Raw genomic sequence first — 21,586 nt, forward strand, 5'->3', positions numbered from 1 at the left:
GCGCCTTTATCCAGAGGATTGGTCCATGACCCTGCGCTCGGAAATTCTAGTGAACAAGAACGTACTGCCCACCGCCGACCAGGCCTTGCCGGGTCGCGAAACACCGATGCAACTGCCAGAAAAGCATTTCGTCAATGACACGCCGTTGCTGGGCCCGTTCTTCGAAGACGTCGAATTCGCCATCTTCGGCCTGGGCTGCTTCTGGGGTGCCGAGCGCCGCTTCTGGCAGCAGGAAGGCGTGGTCAGCACCGTGGTCGGCTATGCCGGCGGCCTGACACCCAACCCGACCTACGAAGAAGTCTGCTCGGGCCTGACCGGCCACACCGAGGTGGTGCTGGTGGTCTATGAGCCGGCAAAGATCAGCTATGAGCAGTTGCTTAAAGTGTTCTGGGAAGTCCATAACCCGACTCAGGGCATGCGCCAGGGCAACGACATCGGCACCCAGTACCGTTCAGTGATCTACGCCACCAAACCCGAACAGCTCGAAGCGGCACTGGCCAGCCAGAAAGCCTTCCAGGCCGAACTGGACAAGGCCGGCCTGGGCAAAATCACCACTGAAATCGAACAGGCGCCGACGGTGTACTTTGCCGAGGCCTACCACCAGCAATACCTGGCCAAGAACCCGCAGGGCTATTGCGGGCTGGGCGGAACAGGTGTTTGCCTGCCGGCGTGACTGCGGGACGAAATCGCATTACCTCGTAGGAGCGGCCGGGCGGCGATCCGCTTTAGCCGCGAATGGCACGACGCGAAATGGTGTCGCTTGCTTCCCGGCTAAAGCCGGTCCTACGGATCGCCGCTTGGTCGGTTCTACTCGGCGATCAGCCAGTCCATCTTCCAGTCGCCCTTGGTCTGGCCGAGCTTCTCGGCCAGATACGGCAGCAACTCACGCAATTCCTCTTCCAGCCCCCATGGCGGGTTGGCAATCGCCAGGCCCGAGCCGTTGAGGCTCGCCGGGGTGTCCAGTGGGTGCACATACAGTTCGACGCGCAGCAGCTTGGGAGCACCGGTTTCGGCCAGGTCCTGATAGAAGCTCTTGAGCAGCCGCGGGTCCTTGATCGGGTACCAGATGGTCGCCACGGTCTGGCGCATGCGGCCGATGGTGTCCTTGAGCGCCACGCTGCAGCGCTTGAGTTCATCGAGCTGCTCGAACGGCGGATCGATCAGCATCACCGCACGTTTTTCGGCCACCGGCAGCAACGCACGCGGCACATGCCAGCCCTCGCCCAGATGCACCGCCACGCGGCGGTCATATTTCATGTTGTCCTTGAGCAACTGGCCGTCTTCAGGGTGCTTCTCGTTGAGCAACACACGGTCCTGTTCACGGCTCAGGCGTCGGGCCAGTTCCGGCGAGCCCGGGTAATAGCGCAGCTCGCCGGTCTTGCGGTTCATGTGGCGCAGTACCTCCATGTAACCCTCAGCCGCAGCTGGCAGGTCGGTGGCGTCCCACAGGCGACCGATACCGTCGATCCACTCACCGGTGCGCGAGGCTTCATCGCCGCGCAGGTCGTACAGACCAATGCCGGCATGGGTATCGAGGTAGGCGAACGGCTGCTCCTTGCGCGACATCAAGGCGAGCAGGCGAGTCAGAACGATGTGTTTCAGGACGTCGGCGTGGTTGCCGGCATGGAAGGCGTGACGGTAATTCATGGCAGCTCCTGCAGGGCTGCGCAGTTTAACAAAATGTGGCCGTAAAAAGGCCCGGTAAAGCCGTCACAAAACCGGGCCTGAAACATCCGCGCGACCGAAGGTGACCAAACCATGGCTGCACATTTTGCAGGGCCAGTCTGCCCGCGCGTCACACGCAGCGGTTAGCCGAAAACGACCTGTTCTTAGGTAATCCTGCCATCCGCGACAGTGGCTATTGCGGGGGCCGGAAAGCGCTTACAGAATCGACTGACCAATCCCCTTGAAGGAACACCGTCATGATGCACGCAGACCTGATTGACCAGGACGACCTGATTGGCAAACTCCGGGCGCTGGGCTTCTCGACACCTTCGGGCGCCACCCCCGAAGAAGCTTGCTCGCATGCGGTGCGCGGCCTTAACGAGGAGCGCGCCACGGCATTGAAGGGCCTGGTGGTCAGTGTGCTGGGCAGTAACGCGACCATTCTGCCGGCCGTGCGCCAGGCAATCGACCAGCAACTGTTGCCGGCACTGGCGGCTTATAAGCAAAGCCACGCCTGAAACGCAATCGCCCCCGTAAACGGGGGCAATTGCAGACAGCCGGTGAAAAGGCGTCGATCAGACCCTTACGCTGGCAAACGTCGATTCGTTACGCGCCTGGTTGAGCGCCGACAACGGCCCGGACAACGGCGCCAGGACCATGGCCTGCGGAATCGGCAGCATGGCCACCTGTTGCGCCGTATTGGAACCTACGCGCTCGTCGCGTGGCGGAATGCCGAAGTATTCGCGGTAGCACTTGGAAAAGTGCGGCGTGGAGACAAAGCCGCACACCGACGCCACTTCGATGATCGACATCGGTGTCTGCTTGAGCAACTGCCGGGCGCGGATCAGGCGCAGCTTGAGGTAGTAGCGCGACGGCGAACAGTGCAGGTACTTCTGGAACAGGCGCTCGAGCTGGCGCCGTGAAACGGCAACGTACACCGCCAGTTCGTCGAGGTCGATCGGCTCTTCGAGGTTGGCCTCCATCAGCGCGACGATTTCCTGCAGCTTGGGCTGGTTGGTGCCCAGCATGTGCTTGAGCGGCACGCGCTGGTGGTCCTGTTCGTTGCGGATGCGCTCGTAGACGAACATCTCGGAAATCGCGGCCGACAGTTCGCGACCATGATCGCGGCTGATCAGGTGCAGCATCATGTCCAGCGGCGCGGTGCCGCCCGAGCTGGTGAAGCGGTTACGGTCCAGGGTGAACAAGCGGGTGCTCATGCTGACGCGGGGGAAAGCTTCCTGCATCGAGGCCAGGCATTCCCAGTGCACGCTGCAATCGAAGCCGTCGAGCAGGCCGGCGCAGGCCAGTGCCCAGCTGCCGGTGCACACCGCGCCCAGACGGCGCGACTGGCGGGCCTGCGATTGCAGCCAGCTGACGTGCTCGCGGGTAACGGTGCGCTGAATGCCAACGCCGCCGCAGACGATCACGGTGTCCAGCGCCGGGGCTTTTTGCATCGCGGCATCGGGGGTGATCTGCAAGCCGTCGCTGGCCCAGACCTGGTTACCGTCCAGGCTCAGGGTGGTCCAGCGATACAGTTCGCGGCCCGACAGCTGGTTGGCCATGCGCAGGGGTTCGACCGCCGAGGCGAGAGAGATGAGCGTGAAGTTGTCGAGCAGCAGGAAGCCGATGGACTGTGGCGTGCGGTTCTGGGGGCCAGCCCCTGGGTTGAACGATGTCATCACGGAATCTCCTCACACATGAGCGGGGGTGGCCTGCAACGAGGCTCTTTTTTATTGCCCTGTAATCCGTAGGGCTGTGCCATTGCATCGCAAATCCCATGCCTGAAAATCAAATCCCCTTACAAAAAAACCAAAAACGACGTCGCTGAGCGTATGCACGACAGCGACCCTCTTATTCAAATGCGACAAAGCGCCGCGCCTGCATGTCGCAATGAGCAATTTGGTAGCACTCGGACAGGCGAAGAAACAACCCTACAGAAAGAGGTGTCACTGCAAGCACGATTGGAGGGGAGAATTGCGCGCCATAAAAAGGCGAAACGGGCGGAGTGTGAGCAAAAATCGGGCGGTCCGGGTTCAGGGTGAACCGGGACCGCCGCAGGCTCAGCACTCGACGGTGCTGACCGCCAGTCCGCCGCGCGAGGTTTCCTTGTACTTGTCGTGCATGTCGGCGCCGGTGTCGCGCATGGTGCGGATCACCCGGTCGAGCGAGATGAAGTGCTCGCCGTCGCCACGCAAGGCCATTTGCGCGGCGTTGATGGCTTTAACGGCCGCAATCGCATTGCGCTCGATGCACGGCACTTGCACCAGCCCGCCCACCGGGTCGCAGGTCAGGCCCAGGTTGTGTTCCAGGCCGATTTCGGCGGCGTTGCACAGTTGCGCAGGCGTTGCGCCGAGAATATCGGCAAGGCCCGCCGCCGCCATGGCGCAGGCCGAACCGACTTCGCCCTGGCAGCCGACTTCGGCACCGGAAATCGACGCGTTCTTCTTGCACAAAATGCCCACTGCCGCCGCACCGAGGAAATAGTCGACGACGTTGGCCTCGCTGACATCGGGGCTGAATTTGACGAAGTAATGCAGTACGGCCGGAATGATCCCCGCCGCGCCATTGGTCGGTGCGGTGACCATGCGTCCACCGGCGGCGTTTTCTTCGTTGACCGCCAGGGCAAACAGGTTGACCCATTCCATGGCGCTGAGCGTCGAGCCGATCACGTTCGGCTTGCCCAGCTCTTGCAGGCTCTTGTGCAGGCGGGCGGCGCGACGACGTACGTTAAGGCCGCCGGGCAGGATGCCTTCATGCTTGAGGCCGCTGTCGACGCAGTCCTGCATGGCGCGCCAGAGCTTCATGATGCCGGCGTTGATCTCGGCTTCGCTGCGCCAGGCCTTTTCGTTGGCCATCATCAATTGCGACACGCGCAGGCCGTGCTGGCGGCACAACTGCAACAACTCTTTGGCGCTGGAGAATTCATAGGGCTGCACGGTCTTGTCGCTGTCCAGCTCACCGCTGCACGCCTGGGCCTCATCGACCACAAAGCCGCCGCCGATCGAGTAGTACGTCTCGCGAAACACTTCACCGTTCTTGCTTTCGGCAATCAGGGTCATGGCGTTGGGATGGAACGGCAGGTTCTCGTCAAGCAACAGCATGTCCCGCGACCAGACGAACGAGATCGGCAGGTGCCCGTCGAGCAGCAGCGTGTCGCTGGCCTTGAGCGCCTTGATGGCAGGCTCGATCTTCGACGGCTCGATAGCGTCTGGCCATTCGCCCATCAGGCCCATGATCACCGCATTGTCGCTGCCATGCCCGATACCGGTGGCCGACAGCGAGCCGTACAGCCGCACCTCGACGCGTTCGATGCCTTGCAACCGGCCGGCGTCGCGCAAACCCTGAACGAACAGGGCGCCGGCGCGCATCGGGCCTACGGTGTGCGAGCTGGAAGGGCCGACACCAATCTTGAACAGGTCGAAAACACTGATTGCCATTGCTGCAAAGCTCCATCATCAGGTCGCGCCAGGCGGCAGCGCTTTTATGAGCATCACTGCTACGCTGGATCTGTCCTGGCGCCAGTGCACGCTGGCAAGCCTTGACTCAAAAGAGCGTCGCAATTCGCGGTTATGCCGGCATCATCGGGGTTTTCAGGTCGTACGCGCCGTCCCACACCGACGCCATCATGCTCAGCAACGCCGCCGTCTGTAATGGGCACTCACATGCCGTAAAACAGGGGGGTCGAGCCGCTTTCAACTACCCGAACAGGACCGCGAGGGGCCAAAAGAAACTGGAAACGACCTTGCTCACACTGGATACGACCCCTCCTGTACTGGATACGACGCCCCCTGTAGGCGTTTGATTTTGGCTGGTAGATGATCGAAAGCATGTCGCTGACAGACAGTTCGTACGGCACCGTGATGGGCTTTTACCAGCCTCGCCGAAATAGCCGCGTCATCCCTGCGCCGGGATGGCGATGAGAAGAAAAATCACAGGAGCTCACCCATGAAAGGTTCACAGTCGTTGTTGTTGGCCGCCATGCTCGGCTTGCCGTTGCTGGCTCAGGCCGTAGAACCAGAGGCATGCCACACCGTCAATTTCTCCGATGTCGGCTGGACCGACATCACCGTCACCACCGCCGTCACCAGCGCCGTTCTCGACTCGCTCGGCTACAAGACCAAGACCACCATGATTTCGGTGCCGGTGACCTACAAGTCGCTGGCCGAAGGCAAGAACATGGACGTGTTCCTGGGCAACTGGATGCCGACCATGGAAAACGACATCAAGTCCTACCGCGAGGCCGGCACCGTCGAAACGGTGCGCGCCAACCTGGAAAACGCCAAGTACACCCTGGCCGTACCCCAGGCCTTGTATGACAAGGGCCTGAAAGACTTCTCGGACATCGTCAAATTCAAGAAAGAGCTGGACGGCAAGATCTACGGCATCGAGCCTGGCAACGACGGCAATCGCCTGATCCAGAGCATGATCGACAAGAACGCCTTCGACCTGAAAGACGCAGGCTTCAAGGTCGTCGAGTCCAGCGAGGCGGGCATGCTGTCGCAGGTCGACCGCTCCAGCCGTCGCGGCACCGACGTGGTGTTCCTGGGCTGGGAACCGCACCCGATGAACACCCGCTTCAAGTTGCAATACCTGACCGGTGGCGACGACTTCTTTGGCCCCAACTTCGGCCAGGCGACCATCTACACCAACACCCGCAAGGGCTACAGCGAGCAATGCAGCAACGTCGGACAGTTGCTGAAGAACCTGTCGTTCACGCTGGCAATGGAAAGCACCCTGATGGGCAAAGTGCTGGACGACAAACAGAAGCCTGACGTCGCCGCACGCGCCTGGCTCAAGCAAAACCCACAGGTGCTCGACACCTGGCTGGCCGGCGTGACTACCGTGGACGGTAAACCGGGCCTGGAAGCTGCCAAAGCCAAACTGGCTCAGTAACACGATGACAGGCGGGTATGCCCCGCCTGTCATCCTTTCCTACCCCGCAAGCGGACACCCGACATCATGATCACTGATCACAAACTCCCTTTGGGCGATTACATTGCTGCCTTCGTCGATTGGCTGATTCGCCATGGCGCAAACTACTTCGATGCAATCGCCTATTCCCTGGAACTGATGATCCACGGCCTGACTTCCGGCCTTGCCTGGTTCAACCCCTATGTACTGATCGGCCTGATTGCCGCGCTGACGCACTTCATCCAGCGCAAATGGGGCCTGACCGTTTTCGTCATCCTGTCGTTCTTGCTGATCCTCAATCTGCATTACTGGCAGGAAACCCTCGAGACCCTGGCCCAGGTGCTGTTCGCCACCCTGGTGTGCGTGATCATCGGTGTGCCACTGGGCATCATCGCGGCGCACAAGCCACTGTTCTACACCTGCATCCGTCCGGTACTGGACCTGATGCAGACCGTCCCGACCTTCGTTTACCTGATCCCTACCCTGACCCTGTTCGGCCTGGGCGTGGTACCGGGGCTGATTTCCACGGTGGTGTTCGCCATTGCAGCACCTGTGCGGCTGACCTACCTGGGGATTCGCGATGTACCGCAAGAGCTGCTCGATGCCGGCAAGGCGTTCGGCTCGTCGCGGCGCCAGTTGCTGACCCGTATCGAACTGCCTTACGCCATGCCCAGCATCGCCGCCGGCATCACCCAATGCATCATGCTGTCGCTGTCAATGGTGGTGATTGCCGCACTGGTCGGCGCCGATGGCCTGGGGAAACCGGTGGTCAACGCACTGAACACCGCCGACATCTCGGTGGGCTTCGAAGCCGGTCTGGCGATCGTATTGCTGGCAATCATGCTCGACCGCATCTGCAAACAACCTGAAGCCAAGGCAGGGTCCGACGCATGAGCATCATCAAGTTCGACAACGTAGACGTCATTTTCAGCAAGGACCCGCGCGAAGCGCTCAGGTTGCTGGACCAGGGCAAGACCCGTGGCGAGATCCTCAAGCAGATCGGTCAGATCGTCGGCGTCGAGAAAGCCAACCTTGACATCAACAAGGGCGAGATCTGCGTGCTGATGGGTCTGTCCGGCTCGGGCAAATCCAGCCTGTTGCGCTGCATCAATGGCCTGAACACCGTCAGCCGTGGTTCGCTGTTCGTCGAGCATGAAGGCTCGCAGATCGATATCGCCAACTGCACGGCGGCCGAACTGAAAATGATGCGCACCAAACGCATCGCCATGGTGTTCCAGAAGTTTGCCCTGATGCCGTGGCTGACGGTGCGCGAGAACATCAGCTTCGGTCTTGAAATGCAGGGCCGCCCGGAGAAAGAACGACGCAAGCTGGTCGATGAAAAGCTGGAACTGGTGGGCCTGACGCAGTGGCGCAACAAGAAGCCCGACGAGCTGTCGGGCGGCATGCAGCAGCGCGTGGGCCTGGCCCGTGCGCTGGCGATGGACGCCGACATCCTGCTGATGGACGAACCGTTCTCGGCCCTCGATCCACTGATTCGCCAGGGCCTGCAGGACGAACTGCTGAGCCTGCAACAAAAGCTCAGCAAGACCATCGTGTTCGTTAGCCACGACCTGGACGAAGCCCTCAAGCTGGGCACCCGTATCGCGATCATGAAAGACGGGCGGATCATCCAGTACAGCGTGCCGGAAGAGATCGTGCTCAACCCGGCCGATGAATACGTGCGCAACTTCGTCGCCCACACCAACCCGCTCAATGTGCTGTGCGGCCGCAGCCTGATGCGCACGCTGGACAACTGCAAGCGCATCAACGGCTCGGTGTGCCTCGATCCGGGCGGCGACTCGTGGCTCGATCTGGCCGAAGGCAATGTGATCAAGGGCGCCCGCCAGGGCGTAGCACCGATCCAGCTACAGAACTGGCAGTCCGGCGACGGCGTCAGCCACCTGGAGCGGCGCCCGACCCTGGTCGACTCGGGCATCGGCATGCGCGATGCCTTGCAGATTCGTTACCAGACCGGCAACAAGCTGGTCTTGCAGGACGGCAACCGGGTGGTCGGCATCCTCGGCGACACCGAGCTGTACCACGCCCTGCTGGGCAAGAATCACGGCTGATAGCATCGCACTGATAGCACCGTACTGGCCGGGACACGCAACGTGCCCGGTCACGCCTGAAATTTTATTGTTTTATCGACCCGCCGAAAAAACCTAGACTGCTGGGCCGTTTTTAGCCCATTGCACGTCAGGAGACTCTGCTTCATGCCCAAGGTCGGTATGCAACCCATTCGTCGCCAGCAACTGATTCAGGCCACTTTGAGTGCCATTGATCAAGTCGGCATGGGCGACGCCAGCATTGCCCTGATCGCCCGTCTGGCCGGCGTGTCCAACGGCATCATCAGCCACTATTTCAAAGACAAGAACGGCCTGATCGAAGCCACCATGCGCCACCTGATGGGCGCCTTGAGCAGCAACACGGCCAGCCGTCGCCAGTCACTGGCCGACGACAGCCCTCGCGCACATTTGCGGGTCATCATCGAGGGCAACTTCGATGTCAGCCAGGTCAACGGCCCGGCGATGAAAACCTGGCTGGCGTTCTGGGCCACCAGCATGCACCACCCTTCCCTGCACCGCCTGCAACGCATCAACGACCATCGCCTGTATTCGAACCTGTGCTGGCAGTTCCGTCGTGCACTGCCTGAACAACAGGCCCGCAGCGCTGCGCGAGGCCTGGCCGCACTGGTCGACGGCCTGTGGCTACGCGGCGCCTTGTCGGGCGATGCGTTCGACACCGAACAGGCCCAGCGTATTGCTTTGGAATATGTCGATTTGCAATTGGCCAAGGCGCAGGGCTGAATACCCGCTATCCCTGCGCAGGAGCCTCGCCCGCATGTTCGACTTCCATGCCACGCTCAAACAGCGCTTTGCAGCCCTCAGCAGTGAAGCGTCGTTCTTTTCCATACGCCATGTGCGCCGTACGCATCAGCACCTGTCGGTGCGCCGCAATGTGGCGCAGCCGTTGTCGCAGGGCCTCGATCAGGGGGCGATGATTACCGTGCGCCTGAATGGCGTCGAGGCCTACGCCGCGACCCACGACCTGTCGCAGCGCGGCCTGCAAACAGCGCTGGAGCGCGCCGAGGCGCTGGCCCGGCAACTGGCGCCGCATGCACTGTTAAACCTCGGCGAGCAGCCGGTATCCAGCGCCTGCGCCGACTACCTGTCGCCGAACCTGGACGCCGCGTTTCCGGCCTTGGGCGACGTACTGGCCCTGCTGCAGGACGAGTCCGCCGCCGTACCCAAAGACGAACGCCTGGTCGACTGGCAAACCAGCCTGGGCCTGGAAACGGTCGAGCAGATTTACCTCAACAACGCCGGTGCGCAGATTCGTCAGGCCCAGCGCTTCGTTTACCCCGGCATGAGTGTCACCGCCTATGACGGCCATGACAGCCAGATTCGTAGCCTGGGCGGCAGTAATTTTGGCCAGCAAGGCGGCGCGGAAGTCATCGAACGCTGCGGGCTGATCGGCGCCGCGCCGAAGATTGCCGATCAGGCACTGCAACTGATTCAGGCGCCTAACACGCCCAGCGGGCCACGCGACCTGCTGCTGATGCCCGACCAGATGATCCTGCAGATCCACGAGTCCATCGGCCACCCGCTGGAACTGGACCGCATCCTGGGCGACGAGCGCAATTACGCCGGCACCAGCTTCGTCAAGGCATCGGACTTCGGCACCCTGCAATACGGCTCGGCGCTGCTCAACGTGACCTTCGACCCGGACATTCCGGAGCAACTGGCCAGCTACAGCCATGACGACGACGCCAGCCCCGCCAGCAAGCACTTTCTGATCCGCAACGGCCTGCTGGAGCGCCCGCTCGGCGGCGCCCTGTCGCAATACCGCAGCGGCCTGCCGGGGGTCGCCAACAGCCGCGCCTGCAACTGGAACCGCGCACCCATCGACCGCATGGCCAACCTCAATATCGAGGCCGGGGATAAGTCGTTCGAACAATTGGTGGGTGGTATCGAGCGCGGCATCCTGATGTCGACCAACCGTTCATGGTCCATCGATGACGCGCGCAACAAGTTTCAGTTCGGCTGCGAATGGGGCCAGTTGATCGAAGACGGCCAGCTCAAGGGCGTGGTCAAGAACCCCAACTACCGCGCCGTGTCGGCGCAGTTCTGGCGCAACCTCAGCGCGGTCGGCAACGCCAGCACCGTCGAAGTGCTGGGCACGCCCAATTGCGGCAAGGGCGAACCCAATCAGGTGGTGCGGGTCGGGCATGCGTCGCCGGCCTGTGTGTTCAGTGCGGTGGATGTATTCGGAGGAGACGCCTGATGGACCGGCAACAACAGTTTGAAACACTGGTGGCCGTACTCAAGGCCGGCCTGCAAGCGGGCGAGCAGTTCACCCTGGCGTATGACGCCGAAGCGTCGGACTTCATTCGCTTCAACCACGGTCAGGTGCGCCAGGCCGGCTCTGTGCAGCAGGCCAGTGTCAGCCTCAAGCTGATTCATGGCGGCCGGCATGCCGACCTGACGCTGACCCTGGCCGACGACCCGGACGAAGACCGCCTGCGTCTCGATCAGGCCATACGCCAGGTGCGCGAAGCCCTGCCCTTGCTGCCACAAGACCCGTACCTGCTGCCCAACACCGAAGCCTGGCACAACGAAAGCTGGCAAACCCCGCCGCTGCCCGACAGCAGCGAGGTGGTGGCGCAGATCGGCGAGCGTGCCCGCGACCTGGACCTGGTCGGCATCTATGCCGCCGGCCCGATCTATCGCGGCTTTGCCAGTTCATGGGGCGCGCTGGGCTGGCATCAGGCCAATAGCTTCAACCTCGACTGGAGCCTGTTCCACGAAAACGGCCAGGCGGTAAAAGCCAACTACGCTGGCCATCACTGGGACAACGCCGCGTTTGAGCGCCAGTTCGAACAGGCCCGCGAGCAACTGGAATACCTCGGCCGCCCGGCCATGACCCTCGCACCGGGCCAGTACCGCGCTTATCTGGCACCGGCCGCGCTGGACGAAATCATCGGCATGCTCAGTTGGGGCGGCTTTTCGGCACAGGCGATTGCCAGCAAGCACAGCCCGCTTCAGCGTCTGTACGACGGCGAAGCACGTTTCAACCCGGCGGTGTCGCTGGACGAGCAGGTCAGCGGCTCGTTGTCGCCGGCGTTCTCCGGCGAAGGCTACCCGCGCCGAGATCTGGCCCTGATCAAAAACGGCCAGGCCCACGAGCGGCTGGTCGACTCCAGCAGCGCCGCCGAATACAGCCTGGCGGCCAACGGCGCCAATGCCGGCGAGTCGCCCAGCGCGCTGAGCATGGCCGGCGGCGACCTGGAACATGAGCAGATTCTGGCGCGGCTTGGCACCGGCCTGTACATCGGTAATCTCTGGTACCTGAACTTCTCCGATATGCCGGCGGCGCGCATGACCGGCATGACCCGCTTCGCAACCTTCTGGGTCGAGGACGGTCGGATTGTTGCGCCGGTCAGCACCATGCGCTTCGACGACAGCGCCTACAGTCTGCTCGGCGAGCAGCTTGAAGCCCTGACTCGCGAGCGCGAGCTGATCCTGTCGACCAGCACCTACGAGCAGCGCCAGACAGCCTCGACCCGGTTGCCCGGTGCCCTGATCAACCGCCTGACCTTGACGCTATAGCCGACCGCATGACGACTTCGACACCTCTGCTGGACGAAAAGACCCTGCGCTGGATGCCGTGGGTGATAGCCATCGCCTTCTTCATGCAAAGCCTGGACGGGACCATCCTCAATACGGCACTGCCGTCGATGGCCCACTCGCTGCAGGAAGACCCGCTGCGCATGCAGTCGGTGGTCATCGCCTACATGCTGACCATCGCCCTGCTGATCCCGGCGTCGGGCTGGATCGCCGACCGCTTCGGCATCAAGCGGATCTTTTTCAGCGCCATCCTGCTGTTCAGCGTCGGCTCCTTGCTGTGCGCGGTGTCGTGGTCGCTCGACATGCTGGTCGGCGCACGGATCATCCAGGGCCTGGGCGGCGCGCTGATGCTGCCGATCGGCCGGCTGATCGTGCTGCGCGCCTATCCGCGTTCGGAACTGGTACGGATCATGGGTTTCATCACCGTGCCCGGCCTGCTCGGGCCGTTGCTGGGGCCGACTGTGGGCGGCTGGATGGTCGAGTACATGAGCTGGCACTGGATCTTTTTGCTCAATATCCCGGTCGGCATCCTGGGTTGCTACGCGGTGCATCACTTTATTCCGGACATTCCCGGCGGCGGGCGCACACGCTTCGACAGCGTGGGCTTCTTGCTGTTTGGCGCCTCGATGCTGTTGATCACCATCGCCCTTGAGGGCCTGAGCGAACTGCACCTGTCGCCGCTGCGCGTGGTGCTGTTGCTGTTCGCCGGCATGGGCTGTCTGGCGGCCTACTGGCTGCGCGCGGGTCACGTGGAATCACCGCTGTTTGCACCGACGCTGTTTCGCACCCGGACCTTTGCGGTGGGCATCCTCGGCAACCTGTTCTCGCGCCTGGGCAGCGGCGCGTTGCCGTTCCTGCTGCCGTTGCTGCTGCAAGTGGCGCTGGGGTATTCACCGTCGCAGGCCGGCATGAGCATGCTGCCGCTGGCCGCCGCCGGGATGTTCGCCAAGGGCATCGCCCGCTGGTTGATCGACGCACTGGGTTACCGGGTGATCCTGACCGGCAACACCCTGCTGCTCGGCATACTGCTGGCCAGCCTGGCGCTGGTCGATGCACAAACGCCGTACTGGATTCTTCTGGTGCATCTGGCGCTGCTGGGCGCGGTGAACTCGTTACAGTTCACGGCCATGAACACCGTGACCCTGATCGATCTGGACGACGCCAGCGCCGCCAGCGGCAACAGCCTGTTGTCGGTGGTCGCGCAACTGGCACTTAGCCTGGGTGTGGCGTGTGCGGCGGCGTTGCTGGGCGGGTTTACCAACGCCACGGACGGTGAGGCCAGCAGTGTGCTGGGCGCGTTCCAGTTGACCTTCCTCAGTGTCGGGGCGATGTCGGTGCTGGCGGCGGGAATCTTCCTGCAATTGCCCGGACGGCAGAAACCCAAGCCGTAGGACCGCCCCCCGCTATTCGCCTTCGGCCTGAATAAACTGTGTCGAAAGACTCGGAGTTCTTTCTCTTAGATAGGTGGCAGCATCGCTTTCAATATCCTGCGCTTGCTCAGGCCGCTCAGCCAGACTCATCGCCCATGAGCGACCTGGGTGTAAAACATCCCATCGCGGACGCATTCCCGCATGACGACCCTTTCCTGGATTGTGATTGCCGAAACCATCAATGAGTGAGTTCCATACGGGGGTAAATCTCGCGATGATCAGCGACTCACCTAACGGAATCCAGATGTCATCCACAACCAGAAAACGGCAATAGAAATCCTTGATATCAAGGTTCTCAGCCGCCCGAATGCTGTCAGCGTGTTCCTTTAATCGCTTTTGAAGGACCTTGCCCGGTGAGGATTCAAGAGCACCTCCCATTCTGGCCCCTGCCGGCACAGCTTTGCCTACATAAATAGGCAACATGAACTGCCCATTTCGATTCAACGAAGCCAGGCGGGAATATGCAGGAAAGCTGCCCGTGTAATAAATCGCATACACTCCTGCCCCTTCGAAGGCCGGTATCGCGTCCAGCGGATGGACCTCTTTTGACAACAGCGCTTCGGCCACGCTGGCGCCCAGATTTTTCTTGTCCAACGGATTGAATGGAATGACTTTACCCGTCATGCGACGTTTACCACCCTCTTGACGGTTTTCTGGATACGAACAAGTTCGGCGATTGCCAGCTTTTCGGCAACACTTGAGGCCACATGCTGCGCAAGCAACACCGGTACAGCGTTACCCAACTGGCGCATGGTTTCAGACCAGCTTCCATGAAACCGGAAACCATCGGGGAAGGTTTGAATACGAGCGCTTTCACGGACCGTGAAATAACGTACCTCGCCATTGTCCTTGACCAGCATGTTTTCGCCACCCGGCACACCATGGTCACCCGCTTTCAGCGTTTTTGCAGGCACGTCTAGCGGGCTGCCCGTATGGCCAGGGTATGAGCGGGCTCCTCCCTGAAACGAGTGGTTAGGTACTATCTGTGCAGCTTTGGTTTCAGGATCAGGAAGGTCGGCAATCGCATCACGGACCGTTCTCCACGGCAGTTTATTCGTAGGGAAAAGATCATTTTTCAGCTTTCGGACGCGCGATAGTACCTTGGCCGGAACCTCGGGCATGTTCAAACCATGTCGCGCCCAGTATTCACCGCTGACCCACTGCGAATGCAGCAAAGCATCATAACTGTGGGTAGGCTCTGGAAAGGACCACTCTACCCCAAGGTCATCCCTGAAGCCGACGATGAAGACACGCTCACGCTTCTGCGGCACGCCATAATCGGCTGCATTGACCAGAGTCGGAACCACGTTATAGGTATGCCCTTTCCCTTTGCGTTTACCCGAGGTCCGCTCTGCCTGAAGGCGCATCAAATGCTCATGCCAGCCTTCGTCTTGCCGACGCGGTAATTCCGGGAACTCAAGCTGAAGCAGAATGTACTGGTAGTAATTGGTAAAGGCGGCGCGCGTGAGTCCTTTGACGTTCTCTATGATGAATGCCTTTGGTTTCAACGTCCGGATAATTTCAACGGTCGCGGGGAACATGTCACGGCCATCATCATAAGCACCGTGCTTGCCACCGATGGAAAAGGGTTGGCATGGCGGACCTCCCGCGAGGAGATCGATGCCTTCAGGAAGGCTACTCCAGTTGAAACCACGCACATCGCCTTCGTGCAGCATCCAGTGCTGTACCAATGGGTAGCCACGCTTTTGGTTTTCACGCACGGTATCGCACGCCCACTTGTCCCATTCAACGACAGCGAGGTGTGAAAAGCCGGCTATTTCGCATCCCATAGCAAGGCCGCCAGCCCCCGCAAACAGCTCAACGGATTTCATTGCGCGTTCTCCCAACCAAAACAGCCATCGTTCCTTTTCTCTAATAAATACAATTGTTCAAGCCTGTATTCCCCGAACCACAAAACCGTACCAGCGCTGTGATGTCAGTCATCCTGCTGGCAAACATCTGTCATGTCGATTGCCAAACAGCCTCGCAGGGCAGAAATAGCCTTTTCCTACGTTTGAAGCCGATATTCAAACGGTCTGAACCGAGCATCTACATGACTAGCATTGAGAAGCCAACAAAACCGTGAATATTACCAGCGATAGGGGATTGCTTCATTACCGCAAGTGCTGAGCGGCCATCCATACAGTTTCGTACTGTCAGCCATTTATCGGTATCGCCGCCTGCGTTGCGCGCGCGACCTGATACACTGCGCAGCATTTTGTCTTGCAGGTTCACCGTCGTGACACAAACCGCTTTCAACACCTTGCCCCTGTCCGCTGCCATGCTGGCCAACCTTGAGTCGCTGGGGTACGCCGAAATGACGCCGATCCAGGCGCAGGGCCTGCCGGTGATCCTCAAGGGCATGGACCTGATTGCCCAGGCCCAGACCGGCAGCGGCAAGACCGCTGCCTTCGGTATCGGCCTGCTCAACCCGATCAACCCACGCTTTTTCGGCTGCCAGGCACTGATCATGTGCCCGACCCGTGAGCTGGCCGACCAGGTGGCCAAGGAAATCCGCCGCCTGGCGCGTGCCGAAGACAACATCAAAGTGCTGACCCTGTGCGGCGGCGTGCCTTTTGGCCCACAGATCGGCTCGCTGGAGCACGGTGCGCACATCATCGTCGGCACGCCGGGGCGCATCCAGCAGCACCTGCGCAAGGGCTCGCTGGTGCTCGACGGCGTCAACACGCTGGTGCTCGATGAAGCCGACCGCATGCTCGACATGGGCTTTGTCGACGCCATCAGCGACATCGTCAGCCAGACCCCGGAACGTCGCCAGACCCTGCTGTTCTCGGCCACATATCCGTCCGGTATCAAGCAACTGGCCGCCAAATTCATGCGCGACCCGCAGATCGTCAAGGTGCAGACCCTGCACGCCGACAGCCAGATCCAGCAGATTTTCTACGAAATCGCCCCTGAGCAACGCCTTGAAGCCGTGGTGCGCGTACTCAATCACTTCCAGCCGGCCTCGGCCGTGGCTTTCTGCTTTACCAAGCAGCAGGTCCAGGAAGTGGTCGATCACCTGATCGCCAAAGGCATGTCGGCCGTGGCCCTGCATGGTGATCTGGAACAGCGCGACCGTGACCAGGTGCTGGCGATGTTCGCCAACCGCAGCACCTCGGTGCTGGTGGCCACCGATGTCGCCGCTCGCGGCCTGGACATCGATGCGCTGGACATGGTGATCAACGTCGAGCTGGCGCGTGACTCCGAAATCCACATTCACCGTGTCGGCCGTACCGGTCGCGCCGGCGAAAAAGGCGTGGCAATCAGCCTCGTCGCCCCGCCGGAAAGCGCCCGCGCCCGCGCCATCGAGTCGCGGCAACAGGCGCCGTTGAACTGGCAGCAGTACGACGAACTGAGCACCAAGGGCGGGGCGCGCCTGCAACCGGCGATGACCACGTTGTGCATCGCTTCGGGCCGCAAGGAAAAACTGCGCCCTGGCGATATCCTCGGCGCCCTGACCGGCGACGCCGGTATTCCAGGAGCGCAGGTCGGCAAGATCGCGATCTTCGATTTCCAGTCGTATGTGGCCGTGGAACACGCCATCGCCCAACAAGCGCTGGACCGCCTGAGCAAGGGCAAGATCAAAGGCAAAACACTGCGCGTGCGGATTCTGTAAACAGCGTCGCATCGACATCGTTCCCGGCTGAAGCCGGTCCTACGACGCTATTCACACCCCTGAGGATTGTGTTGTGCCCGCAACTGACGTTGTAATTATCGGCGCCGGCGCTGCCGGTTTGATGTGTGCGCTGACCGCCGCCGGGCGCGGTCGGCGGGTGATGGTCATCGACCACGCCAACAAACCCGGCAAAAAGATTCTGATGTCCGGTGGCGGACGCTGCAATTTCACCAATATGTACACGGAGCCGGCCAACTTCCTGTCGCATAACCCGCACTTCTGCAAGTCGGCCCTGGCGCGTTATACCCAGTGGGATTTCATCGCGATGGTCGCCAAGCAGGGCGTGCCGTATCACGAGAAAAAGCTCGGCCAGCTGTTTTGCGACAACAAGGCCAGTGACATCCTCGAGATGTTGCTCGACCACTGCCGCGACGCGGGCGCCAGCCTGCACATGGACACCTCGGTGCAGGGCATCGAAAAGACCGACAGCGGTTATCGCTTGCAGACCACGCTGGGCACACTCGATTGCACTTCGCTGGTGATCGCCAGCGGCGGGCTGTCGATTCCGACCCTGGGCGCGACCGGTTTCGGTTATCAGGTCGGCCAGCAGTTCGGCCATACCCTGTTGCCGACCCGCGCAGGCCTGGTGCCGTTCACCATCACCGACCAGCTCAAGGCGCTGTGCACCGAGCTGTCGGGCACCTCGGTGGATTGTCTGGTGAGCTGCAACGACAGCGCGTTCCGCGAGAACCTGCTGTTTACCCACCGAGGCCTGAGCGGGCCGGCGATGCTGCAGATTTCGTCGTTCTGGCAACCGGGCGACACGCTGCACATCAACCTGCTGCCCGACCACGACGCGCATGAATGGCTCAAGCAGCAACAGGCCGAGCGCCCCAACAGCGAACTGAAAACCCTGCTGGGCGAGATTTTCACCAAGAAGATGGCGACCCTGCTCGCCGAGCACTGGTTCACCTCCAGACCGCTCAAGCAGTACACCCACGCCGAACTGGCGGCCATCAGCGACAAACTGGCGGACTGGCAGGTCGTGCCGGCCGGCACCGAAGGCTATCGCACCGCCGAGGTGACGCTGGGCGGCATCGATACCCGCGAAGTGTCGTCCAAGACCATGGAGTCGCTGAAGTCACCCGGGCTGTATTTCATCGGCGAAGTGCTGGATGTGACCGGCCACCTGGGCGGCTTCAACTTTCAGTGGGCCTGGGCTTCGGGTTATGCGGCGGCGCAGTACGTGTAGGACATAACGTCGCATCGCGTGGCGGCCGGAATAAATCTTGCTTTGCCGGTGTACAGCGCCACTCAAGCGCTGTACATATTCCTCCTGCCCGTTCAATCGCGAAAAGGTTGTCAGCGCATTCATGGCATCGAAATCCCTTCGTCACACGCTCCGTCGCTTATGGGCGCAGGACAAGTTCAGCTACAGCATCCGGGTGTTCATCGCCCTGACCGGCAGCATGGCGCTGTGCTGGTATCAGAACGAGATGGGCCTGCTGATTCCTCTGTTTCTGGGCATTATCGCCAGCGCCCTGGCCGAGACCGACGATAACTGGCAGGGCCGCCTCAATGCGCTGGCGGTAACGCTGGTGTGTTTCAGCGTCGCGGCGTTGTCGGTCGAGCTGCTGTTTCCGTACCCGTGGATCTTCGCCATTGCCCTGGCGCTGGCGAGCTTTTGCCTGACCATGCTCGGTGCGCTGGGCGAGCGTTACGGCGCCATCGCCTACGGCACGCTGATTCTGTCGGTGTACACCATGATCGGCGTCGACCAGCGCGGCGGCGAGGTGCTGGACTTCTGGCATGAACCGATGCTGCTGGTCGCCGGTGCCGCCTGGTACGGGCTGCTGTCGGTGCTGTGGCAGATGCTGTTTTCCAACCAGCCGGTGCAGCAGGCGCTGGCCCGGTTGTTTCGTGAGCTGGGGTTGTACCTGAAGCTCAAGTCGAGCCTGTTCGAGCCTATCCGCACCCTTGACGTCGAAGCGCGACGCCTGGAGCTGGCCCAGCAGAATGGCCGCGTGGTGGCGGCACTCAACTCGACCAAGGAAATCATTCTGCACCGGGTCGGCAGCGGCCGGCCGGGCTCCAAGGTCAGCCGTTACCTGAAGCTGTACTTCATCGCCCAGGACATCCATGAGCGCGCCAGCTCCTCGCACTACCCTTACAACTCGCTGGCCGACGCGTTCTTTCACAGCGATGTGCTGTTCCGCTGTCAGCGCCTGCTGCGCCAGCAGGGTTCGGCCTGCCAGGCGTTGTCCGAATCGATCCAGATGCGCCAGCCGTTCGTGTATCACGCCAATTTTGCCGAGGCCATGGAAGACCTGCGCGCCTCGCTCGAACACCTGCGCGTGCAGAGCAACCCGGCCTGGCGCAGCCTGTTGCGCTCGCTGCGCGCCCTGGCGGCCAACCTGGAAACCCTCGACCGGCTGATCAAGGACGCCAGCAACCCCGACGCCCTGGCCGACGCCAGCGACAGCAGCCTGCTCGACCGCTCGCCACGCACCCTCAAGGATTTCTGGAACCGCCTGCGCCAGCAACTGACCCCGACATCCTTGCTGTTCCGCCACGCCTTGCGCCTGCCGCTGGCACTGTCGGTCGGCTATGCCATGGTGCACCTGATCCATCCGGCCAACGGCTACTGGATCATCCTGACCACGGTATTTGTCTGCCAGCCCAGCTATGGCGCCACGCGGATCAAGCTCGGCCAGCGGATCATCGGCACTGCCATTGGCCTGGTCGCCGGCTGGGCGCTGTTTGGCCTGGTCACCAGCCCGATCCTGCAATCGATGTGCGCGGTGCTGGCCGGCGTGGTGTTCTTCGTCAACCGCACCACCCGCTACACGCTGTCGACCGCGGCCATTACGGTGATGGTGCTGTTCTGCTTTAACCAGGTCGGCGATGGCTACGGGCTGTTGCTGCCGCGGCTGCTCGATACCTTGCTGGGCAGCCTGATCGCCGGCCTTGCCGTGTTCCTGTTCCTGCCCGACTGGCAGGGCCGACGCCTGAACAAGGTGCTGGCCAATACCCTGTCGTGCAACAGCCTGTACCTGCGCCAGATCATGCAGCAGTACGCCAAGGGTAAAAGCGACGATCTGGCGTACCGGCTGGCCCGGCGCAACGCGCACAACGCCGATGCGGCGCTGTCGACCACGCTGGCCAATATGCTCAAGGAGCCTGGGCACTTCCGCAAGGAAGCCGATGTGGGTTTTCGCTTTCTGGTGCTGTCGCACACCTTGCTTAGCTACCTTTCAGGCCTTGGTGCGCACCGCGACACGCTGTTGCCGCCCACCGTGCACGAGCAATTGATCGACGGCGCCGGCGCAACCCTGGCGGCCAGCATCGACGACATCGCCCGCTGCCTGGCCGAGCGCCAGCCGGTGGCGGTGCAAAGCGATGCCGAAGAAGCCCTGGCCAACGAGCTGGAGCAGATTCCCGACGAACTGGAAGAAAGCCAGCGTCTGGTACAGACCCAACTGGCGCTGATCTGCCGTCAACTGGCGCCCTTGCGCACCCTGGCGGCGCATTTGATCAAACAGCCGGAGCCGGCTCAAGTGACCTAAAAGCCGTGCCGTCTGAACAAGGCGTCATAGCTGCCATCGGCGCGCATCGCGGCAATGGCAGCGTCGAAGCGTTGCACGATCAAGGCATGTTCAGGGTGCTTGAGGCTGACCAGAATATGCAGGCCGTTTTCGGTCAAAGGCTGCGGTAAGAACTCGAGGGCCTCGCGCACCTGCTCGTCTTCCTGCGCCAGGTTATGGCGGGCGACCAGTTCGTCTTCCAGGGTCAGGTCGATACGCCCGGCGGCCAGCATGCGCGCGGCCATCGAGAAGTTTTGCACCGGCACCTTGCGCAGCCGGGTATCGCTGTCGAAGGCCGGTGTATAGGCGTAGCCACGTACCACGCCGATGCTGTACTGACGCAGCAGCGACAGGCTCCAGTCGTCGATCGGCTCACTCTTGCGCTTGAGAAAGAGAATGCGGTTGAGCAAATAAGGCGCGGAGAATTGCCCGATCCTGGTGCGATCTTCGCTGTACCAGGCATTGATCAACACATCGTGGCGCCCTTCGGCCAGCCCCAGCATCGCCCGTGCCCAGGGCAGTTGCTGGTACACCGTGACATAGCCGGCCCGTGCCAGTGCCGTGCTGACGATGTCGGTGGCCAGGCCGCCGTTGAGCAGCACCGAGTCAGTGAACGGCGCCCAAGGGTCGGCAACCAGCCGCAGCCGCTCTGCTGCATTGCCCTGGGCCATCAACAAGCACCCCATGATCCCTATGACGTGAATCCATCGCTGCATGCGCAAGTTCCTGATCTGGCCTGTTGACCGGAAT

Annotated in this window: 18 protein-coding genes; 12 read left to right on the plus strand and 6 right to left on the minus strand. The window is 61.6% G+C overall.

All coding sequences use genetic code 11. The features are described 5' to 3' along the window. Positions 1 to 25: 25 nt before the first annotated feature. Positions 26 to 673, plus strand: a complete 648-nt coding sequence (gene msrA / locus ACYP2A_RS16480) for a peptide-methionine (S)-S-oxide reductase MsrA (RefSeq protein ID WP_459746605.1) — start codon at positions 26 to 28, stop codon at positions 671 to 673. 134 nt (positions 674 to 807) lie between these two features. Here the strand turns inward: msrA and ACYP2A_RS16485 are convergent, their stop codons facing one another. Beyond that, the gene (locus ACYP2A_RS16485) at positions 808 to 1,647 is read right to left on the minus strand and encodes a 23S rRNA (adenine(2030)-N(6))-methyltransferase RlmJ (RefSeq protein WP_459746606.1); all 840 of its coding nucleotides are present in this window, start codon (positions 1,645 to 1,647) and stop codon (positions 808 to 810) included. A gap of 275 nt (positions 1,648 to 1,922) precedes the next feature. Between ACYP2A_RS16485 and ACYP2A_RS16490 the strand changes: the two genes are divergently transcribed. Continuing rightward, positions 1,923 to 2,183 (plus strand): hypothetical protein, encoded by a 261-nt coding sequence (locus tag ACYP2A_RS16490; RefSeq protein WP_459746607.1) that lies wholly within the window; start codon positions 1,923 to 1,925, stop codon positions 2,181 to 2,183. 57 nt (positions 2,184 to 2,240) lie between these two features. Here ACYP2A_RS16490 and gbdR read toward each other — a convergent pair whose 3' ends face one another. Together gbdR and ACYP2A_RS16500 are read right to left on the minus strand one after the other, a co-directional pair. Further along, positions 2,241 to 3,344, minus strand: a complete 1,104-nt coding sequence (gene gbdR / locus ACYP2A_RS16495) for a choline metabolism transcriptional regulator GbdR (protein ID WP_459746610.1) — start codon at positions 3,342 to 3,344, stop codon at positions 2,241 to 2,243. Positions 3,345 to 3,725: 381 nt separating this feature from the next. Then, the gene (locus ACYP2A_RS16500) at positions 3,726 to 5,102 is read right to left on the minus strand and encodes an L-serine ammonia-lyase (RefSeq protein WP_459746612.1); all 1,377 of its coding nucleotides are present in this window, start codon (positions 5,100 to 5,102) and stop codon (positions 3,726 to 3,728) included. A 508-nt stretch (positions 5,103 to 5,610) separates the two neighbouring features. Between ACYP2A_RS16500 and ACYP2A_RS16505 the strand changes: the two genes are divergently transcribed. From ACYP2A_RS16505 to mdtD, 7 genes are all read left to right on the plus strand, one after another. Beyond that, entirely contained in the window at positions 5,611 to 6,558 is a 948-nt protein-coding gene (locus ACYP2A_RS16505) for a choline ABC transporter substrate-binding protein (protein ID WP_459746613.1), read from the plus strand. 63 nt (positions 6,559 to 6,621) lie between these two features. Then, entirely contained in the window at positions 6,622 to 7,470 is an 849-nt protein-coding gene (choW, locus tag ACYP2A_RS16510; protein ID WP_459746922.1) for a choline ABC transporter permease subunit, read from the plus strand. Continuing rightward, a complete protein-coding gene (gene choV, locus ACYP2A_RS16515) occupies positions 7,467 to 8,645 on the plus strand; it encodes a choline ABC transporter ATP-binding protein (RefSeq protein WP_459746614.1) in 1,179 nt (392 codons plus the stop codon). Before choW ends, choV begins: the two co-directional genes overlap by 4 nt. Positions 8,646 to 8,789: 144 nt before the next feature. Next, positions 8,790 to 9,383 (plus strand): transcriptional regulator BetI, encoded by a 594-nt coding sequence (betI, locus tag ACYP2A_RS16520; RefSeq protein WP_459746615.1) that lies wholly within the window; start codon positions 8,790 to 8,792, stop codon positions 9,381 to 9,383. Positions 9,384 to 9,417: 34 nt separating this feature from the next. Next, positions 9,418 to 10,860 carry a TldD/PmbA family protein gene (locus ACYP2A_RS16525; protein WP_459746618.1) on the plus strand — a complete coding sequence of 481 codons (1,443 nt, stop codon included), beginning with the start codon at positions 9,418 to 9,420 and terminating at the stop codon, positions 10,858 to 10,860. After that, entirely contained in the window at positions 10,860 to 12,185 is a 1,326-nt protein-coding gene (locus tag ACYP2A_RS16530) for a TldD/PmbA family protein (protein ID WP_459746619.1), read from the plus strand. The genes ACYP2A_RS16525 and ACYP2A_RS16530 overlap by 1 nt, the downstream gene beginning before the upstream one ends. An 8-nt stretch (positions 12,186 to 12,193) precedes the next feature. Beyond that, positions 12,194 to 13,594 (plus strand): multidrug transporter subunit MdtD, encoded by a 1,401-nt coding sequence (gene mdtD, locus ACYP2A_RS16535; RefSeq protein ID WP_459746620.1) that lies wholly within the window; start codon positions 12,194 to 12,196, stop codon positions 13,592 to 13,594. A gap of 12 nt (positions 13,595 to 13,606) precedes the next feature. On the opposite strand, the gene ACYP2A_RS16540 is transcribed toward mdtD, so the two are convergent. Both ACYP2A_RS16540 and ACYP2A_RS16545 read right to left on the minus strand, forming a co-directional pair. After that, positions 13,607 to 14,257 carry an Eco29kI family restriction endonuclease gene (locus tag ACYP2A_RS16540; RefSeq protein WP_459746621.1) on the minus strand — a complete coding sequence of 217 codons (651 nt, stop codon included), beginning with the start codon at positions 14,255 to 14,257 and terminating at the stop codon, positions 13,607 to 13,609. Further along, entirely contained in the window at positions 14,254 to 15,465 is a 1,212-nt protein-coding gene (locus ACYP2A_RS16545; RefSeq protein ID WP_459746622.1) for a DNA cytosine methyltransferase, read from the minus strand. The genes ACYP2A_RS16540 and ACYP2A_RS16545 overlap by 4 nt, the downstream gene beginning before the upstream one ends. Positions 15,466 to 15,872: 407 nt before the next feature. On the opposite strand from ACYP2A_RS16545, the gene dbpA reads away from it, so the two are divergent. The 3 genes from dbpA to yccS all read left to right on the plus strand — a co-directional run bounded on the left by dbpA (position 15,873) and on the right by yccS (position 20,818). After that, positions 15,873 to 17,252, plus strand: a complete 1,380-nt coding sequence (dbpA, locus tag ACYP2A_RS16550) for an ATP-dependent RNA helicase DbpA (RefSeq protein ID WP_459746624.1) — start codon at positions 15,873 to 15,875, stop codon at positions 17,250 to 17,252. Positions 17,253 to 17,325: 73 nt separating this feature from the next. Beyond that, entirely contained in the window at positions 17,326 to 18,504 is a 1,179-nt protein-coding gene (locus ACYP2A_RS16555) for a BaiN/RdsA family NAD(P)/FAD-dependent oxidoreductase (RefSeq protein WP_459746625.1), read from the plus strand. A 121-nt stretch (positions 18,505 to 18,625) separates the two neighbouring features. After that, complete coding sequence (gene yccS, locus ACYP2A_RS16560; RefSeq protein ID WP_459746626.1) at positions 18,626 to 20,818, plus strand: YccS family putative transporter; 2,193 nt, start codon at positions 18,626 to 18,628, stop codon at positions 20,816 to 20,818. Here yccS and ACYP2A_RS16565 read toward each other — a convergent pair. Next, a complete protein-coding gene (locus ACYP2A_RS16565) occupies positions 20,815 to 21,552 on the minus strand; it encodes a substrate-binding periplasmic protein (protein WP_459746628.1) in 738 nt (245 codons plus the stop codon). The genes yccS and ACYP2A_RS16565 overlap by 4 nt on opposite strands. Positions 21,553 to 21,586: the final 34 nt, after the last annotated feature.

The organism is Pseudomonas sp. 3A(2025), assembly GCF_054589175.1.

What these genes read in the sequence shown, in the direction of transcription:
- ACYP2A_RS16525 (WP_459746618.1), top strand. Translation starts at nt 9,418, where the DNA reads ATGTTCGACTTCCATGCCACGCTCAAACAGCGCTTTGCAGCCCTCAGC.
- yccS (WP_459746626.1), top strand. Translation starts at nt 18,626, where the DNA reads ATGGCATCGAAATCCCTTCGTCACACGCTCCGTCGCTTATGGGCGCAG.
- mdtD (WP_459746620.1), top strand. Translation starts at nt 12,194, where the DNA reads ATGACGACTTCGACACCTCTGCTGGACGAAAAGACCCTGCGCTGGATG.
- betI (WP_459746615.1), top strand. Translation starts at nt 8,790, where the DNA reads ATGCCCAAGGTCGGTATGCAACCCATTCGTCGCCAGCAACTGATTCAG.
- ACYP2A_RS16490 (WP_459746607.1), top strand. Translation starts at nt 1,923, where the DNA reads ATGATGCACGCAGACCTGATTGACCAGGACGACCTGATTGGCAAACTC.
- ACYP2A_RS16485 (WP_459746606.1), bottom strand. Translation starts at nt 1,647, where the DNA reads ATGAATTACCGTCACGCCTTCCATGCCGGCAACCACGCCGACGTCCTG.
- ACYP2A_RS16540 (WP_459746621.1), bottom strand. Translation starts at nt 14,257, where the DNA reads ATGACGGGTAAAGTCATTCCATTCAATCCGTTGGACAAGAAAAATCTG.
- ACYP2A_RS16530 (WP_459746619.1), top strand. Translation starts at nt 10,860, where the DNA reads ATGGACCGGCAACAACAGTTTGAAACACTGGTGGCCGTACTCAAGGCC.
- gbdR (WP_459746610.1), bottom strand. Translation starts at nt 3,344, where the DNA reads ATGACATCGTTCAACCCAGGGGCTGGCCCCCAGAACCGCACGCCACAG.
- msrA (WP_459746605.1), top strand. Translation starts at nt 26, where the DNA reads ATGACCCTGCGCTCGGAAATTCTAGTGAACAAGAACGTACTGCCCACC.
- choV (WP_459746614.1), top strand. Translation starts at nt 7,467, where the DNA reads ATGAGCATCATCAAGTTCGACAACGTAGACGTCATTTTCAGCAAGGAC.
- ACYP2A_RS16505 (WP_459746613.1), top strand. Translation starts at nt 5,611, where the DNA reads ATGAAAGGTTCACAGTCGTTGTTGTTGGCCGCCATGCTCGGCTTGCCG.
- ACYP2A_RS16565 (WP_459746628.1), bottom strand. Translation starts at nt 21,552, where the DNA reads ATGCAGCGATGGATTCACGTCATAGGGATCATGGGGTGCTTGTTGATG.
- ACYP2A_RS16500 (WP_459746612.1), bottom strand. Translation starts at nt 5,102, where the DNA reads ATGGCAATCAGTGTTTTCGACCTGTTCAAGATTGGTGTCGGCCCTTCC.
- ACYP2A_RS16545 (WP_459746622.1), bottom strand. Translation starts at nt 15,465, where the DNA reads ATGAAATCCGTTGAGCTGTTTGCGGGGGCTGGCGGCCTTGCTATGGGA.